At 70.7% G+C, this 3,952-nt stretch carries 3 protein-coding genes; all 3 read left to right on the forward strand.

Annotation, left to right across the window (positions count from 1 at the left end):
* Positions 1–1,082, forward strand: a 1,082-nt coding sequence (locus ABTZ89_RS36620) for a GGDEF domain-containing protein (protein ID WP_351053626.1), incomplete at its 5' end; no start/stop codon positions are given.
* Between the two features lie 311 nt (positions 1,083–1,393).
* The gene (gene glmU / locus ABTZ89_RS36625) at positions 1,394–2,938 is read left to right on the forward strand and encodes a bifunctional UDP-N-acetylglucosamine diphosphorylase/glucosamine-1-phosphate N-acetyltransferase GlmU (protein WP_351053628.1); all 1,545 of its coding nucleotides are present in this window, start codon (positions 1,394–1,396) and stop codon (positions 2,936–2,938) included.
* 2 nt (positions 2,939–2,940) lie between these two features.
* Positions 2,941–3,921 carry a ribose-phosphate diphosphokinase gene (locus ABTZ89_RS36630; RefSeq protein ID WP_502949650.1) on the forward strand — a complete coding sequence of 327 codons (981 nt, stop codon included), beginning with the start codon at positions 2,941–2,943 and terminating at the stop codon, positions 3,919–3,921.
* The last annotated feature ends 31 nt before the right edge of the window (positions 3,922–3,952 follow it).

Genomic DNA, 3,952 nt, shown 5'->3' on the forward strand with positions numbered 1-3,952 from the left:
GCCGGCTGGCCGAGTCCGAAGAGGACAGCGCCGAACTGGATGACCAGCGCGTCGAGTTCCTCCCGGCGCGCACGATCATGTCCCCCCGCGTGTCCGACCGCCCGGCCGCCGAGCAGATGCCGGTGCTCGGCGCCGCGCACGCGCTCGCGAAGCCGCACGCCGAGCACATCGAGCGCCTGGAGGTGCTGCGCGATCTCGACCGCGCGATCCACCCGCGCGAGAAGATCATCGTGGCGATCGCGCTGTCCCGCTGCCTGACCCAGGCCGATCAGGGCGAGCGCGCGGTGCAGGTGCTGTCGGAGACCAGGGCCGAGCTGGACTCGGACACCTCGGAGCCGACGCTGCGCATCTCGCTGGCCCGCGAGTACGCGCAGCTGACCGAGCTGGACAGCGCCGACGTGCACGAGGCGCTGCGCGAGTACGCGCTGGAGCTGGAGACCGAGCTGTGGACCATGCGCCAGGCGCGGCTGTCCACTTTGGTCACCCGGCTGGAGAACTCGCGGCTGAACCACAAGCACGACGCGATCACCCGGCAGGCCCTGCAGGACCCGCTGACCGGCCTGTCCAACCGGCGAGCCCTCGACGACCGGCTGGAAGCGCTGCTCACCGAACCCGACGCCGCCCCGCTGGCGGTGGCGCTGGTCGACCTCGACGGCTTCAAGGGCGTCAACGACCGCTGCTCGCACGCCGAGGGCGACGACGTGCTGCGCATGGTCGCGGTGACCTTGCGCGACACGCTGCGCACCGACGACTTCGTCGCGCGCTACGGCGGTGACGAGTTCGTCGTGCTGCTGCCGGGCGCGACGCTCGGCGCCGCGGAAGCCGCGCTGCAGCGCACGGTCGAGGCGGTCGACCGGTTGCCCGCCGAGGAGATCCACGGGGTGACGCTGTCGATCGGCGTCGTCGCGATGCGGCCGCAGGAATCGGCGGCGCAGGTGCTCGCCCGCGCGGACGCCGCGATGTACCAGGCCAAGCGCGGCGGCGGGAACCGCGTGGCAGCGCTCGCGGGCGGCGCGATCCCGCCGCCGAACCACCAACCGGTCGAAGATCACTCCGTGTGGGTCCCGCCGGACGCCCTCTAACCCGATCGAGTTTTAGACGGGGATCACCCCCGACCGCCGCGATCACTCGGCGGTGGCCTCCGCCAGGCCCGCCGAGGGTGCGATCGGTCACCCCTCGGTCGCCCGACCGCTGCATCGAAGATCACATCTGCCCAGCTCGCGGCGTATGTCGAGGACTCATCGCTGGACCGTTCGGCGGTACCATCACTCGCGCCGGAAGTCCTGCAGGGGCGCTGGACCAGACGCCGAACCGGTCCGGTTACCCTTCACCCGCTTGGACGCAACAGGCACTTCCGGCCACCACGCCGCACAGAGATCAAGGGAGAGCGCAGATGCTCCAGGGCGACACCGCCCCGGCCCCCTCCCACCGCGCTGCCGCACACCCGGAACCGGTCAGCACCGTCGTGCTCGCCGCCGGCGAGGGAACCAGGATGCGGTCGGCCACCCCGAAGGTGCTGCACCGGCTCGCGGGCAGACCGCTCGTCGAGCACGCGGTGCGAGCGGCGGCCGGAGTCGAGCCCGATTCGCTGGTGGTCGTGCTGGGGCACGGTCGCGAAGCCGTCGCCGAGCACCTCGACGGCGTGGCCAAGGCGCTCGACATGCCGATCAGCACCGCCGTCCAGGAGCAGCAGCTGGGCACCGGGCACGCGGTGTCCTGCGGGCTCAGCGCCCTGCCGTCCGAACTCACCGGCACGGTCCTGGTCAGCTACGGCGACGTGCCGCTGCTCGACGCCGAAACGCTGCGCGGACTGCTCGCCGAGCACACCGGTTCCGGCAACGCGGTCACCGTGCTGACCGCCGTGGTCGACGAGCCCACCGGCTACGGCCGGATGCTGCGCGACGCCGACGGCAACGTCACCGGGATCGTCGAGCAGAAGGACGCCACCCCGGAGCAGGCGGAGATCACCGAGATCAACTCCGGGGTCTACGCCTTCGACGCGGAAGTCCTCACCGACGCGCTCGAGCGGCTGTCCACCGACAACGCCCAGGGCGAGCTCTACCTGACCGACGTGCTGTCCATCGCGCGCGCCGACGGCCGCCCGGTGGGCGCGCTGGTCTGCGCCGACCCGTGGCTGGTCGAGGGCATCAACGACCGGGTGCAGCTGGCCCGGCTCGGTGCCGAGCTGAACCGCCGCCTGCTGCTGAAGTGGATGCGCGCGGGCGTCACCATCACCGACCCGAACTCGGTGCAGCTGGACTGCGACGTGGAGCTGGACCGCGACGTGCTGGTCGAGCCGGGCGTGCAGCTGCGCGCCGGGACCACCGTCGGCGAAGGCGCCACCATCGGTCCGGACACCACGCTGACCGCCTGCACCGTGCACCCCGGCGCGTCGGTGGTGCGCACCCACGGCGAAGGCGCCGAGGTCGGCGCGAACGCCAGCGTCGGTCCGTTCGCGTTCCTGCGCCCCGGCACCCGGCTCTCCGCGAAGGGCAAGGTCGGCACCTTCGTCGAGACCAAGAACGCCGAGATCGGCGAGGGCACCAAGGTGCCGCACCTGACCTACGTGGGCGACGCGACGATCGGTGCGCACACCAACATCGGCGCGGCCACGATCTTCGTCAACTACGACGGGGTGAACAAGCACCGCACCGTGATCGGGTCGTACGCCCGGACCGGTGCGGACAACACCTTCGTCGCACCGGTCGAGATCGGCGACGGTGCCTACACCGCCGCCGGATCGACGATCACCCAGGATGTCCCGCCGGGGGCGATGGCAGTCGCCCGCGGCAGGCAACGCAACGTCGAGGGCTGGGTGGCCAAGCGCCGCTCCGGCACCCCGGCGGACGAGGCCGCACAACAGGCCTTGGCGAAGGAACCGACCACCAATCCGACGGAAGACGCCCAACGACGGACGTCGAACGGGGAGGGACGATGACCGTGAGTGCCATGTCTGCGACCCCGAAGAAGAGCCTCAAGCTCTTCTCCGGTAGCAGCCACCCGGAACTTGCCGAGGAGGTGGCCAAGCAGCTCGACGTAACGGTCACGCCCCAGGCTGCCTACAAGTTCGCCAACGGCGAGATCTTCGTGCGCTACGACGAGTCGGTGCGCGGCTGCGACGCCTTCGTCATCCAGTCGCACTGCAACCCGCTCAACGACGCCATCATGGAACAGCTGATCATGGTGGACGCGCTCAAGCGGGCCAGCGCCAAGCGGATCACCGTGGTCATGCCGTTCTACGGCTACGCCCGGCAGGACAAGAAGCACAAGGGCCGCGAGCCGATCTCGGCGCGGCTGATCGCTGATCTGTTCAAGACCGCGGGTGCCGACCGCATCATGGCGATCGACCTGCACACCGACCAGATCCAGGGCTTCTTCGACGGTCCGGTGGACCACCTGATGGCGCAGAAGCTGCTGGCCAGCTACATCCGCGACACCTACGCGGACGAGCAGATCACCGTGGTCTCCCCCGACTCCGGCCGCGTCCGGGTGGCGGAGAAGTGGGCGGACGACCTGGGCGGGACCCCGCTGGCGTTCATCCACAAGACCCGCGACCCCAGCAAGCCGAACCAGGTGGTCGCCAACCGCGTCGTCGGTGACGTCGAGGGCCGGCTGTGCGTGCTGGTCGACGACATGATCGACACCGGCGGCACGATCACCAAGGCCACCGAGCAGCTGCTGGCCGCGGGCGCCAAGGACGTCATCATCGCGGCGACGCACGCGGTGCTGTCCGGCCCGGCGGTGGAGCGCCTGTCCTCCTGCGGCGCGAAGGAGGTCGTCCTGACCAACACGCTGCCGATCCCGGAGGAGCGCCGCTTCGACAACCTCACGGTCCTGTCGATCGCGCCGCTCGTGGCGGAAGCGATCCACCAAGTCTTCGAGGACGGCTCGGTCACCAGCCTCTTCGACGGCCGCGCCTGATCACCTCGAGCGCACAACGGCCCCGGTCCGC

It is taken from the genome of Saccharopolyspora sp. NPDC002686 (assembly GCF_040295745.1).
Taxonomy (GTDB): domain Bacteria; phylum Actinomycetota; class Actinomycetes; order Mycobacteriales; family Pseudonocardiaceae; genus Saccharopolyspora; species Saccharopolyspora oryzae.

Bases quoted from the DNA above. Each gene is read 5' to 3' on its own strand.
- glmU (WP_351053628.1), top strand. From the start codon at position 1,394: ATGCTCCAGGGCGACACCGCCCCGGCCCCCTCCCACCGCGCTGCCGCA.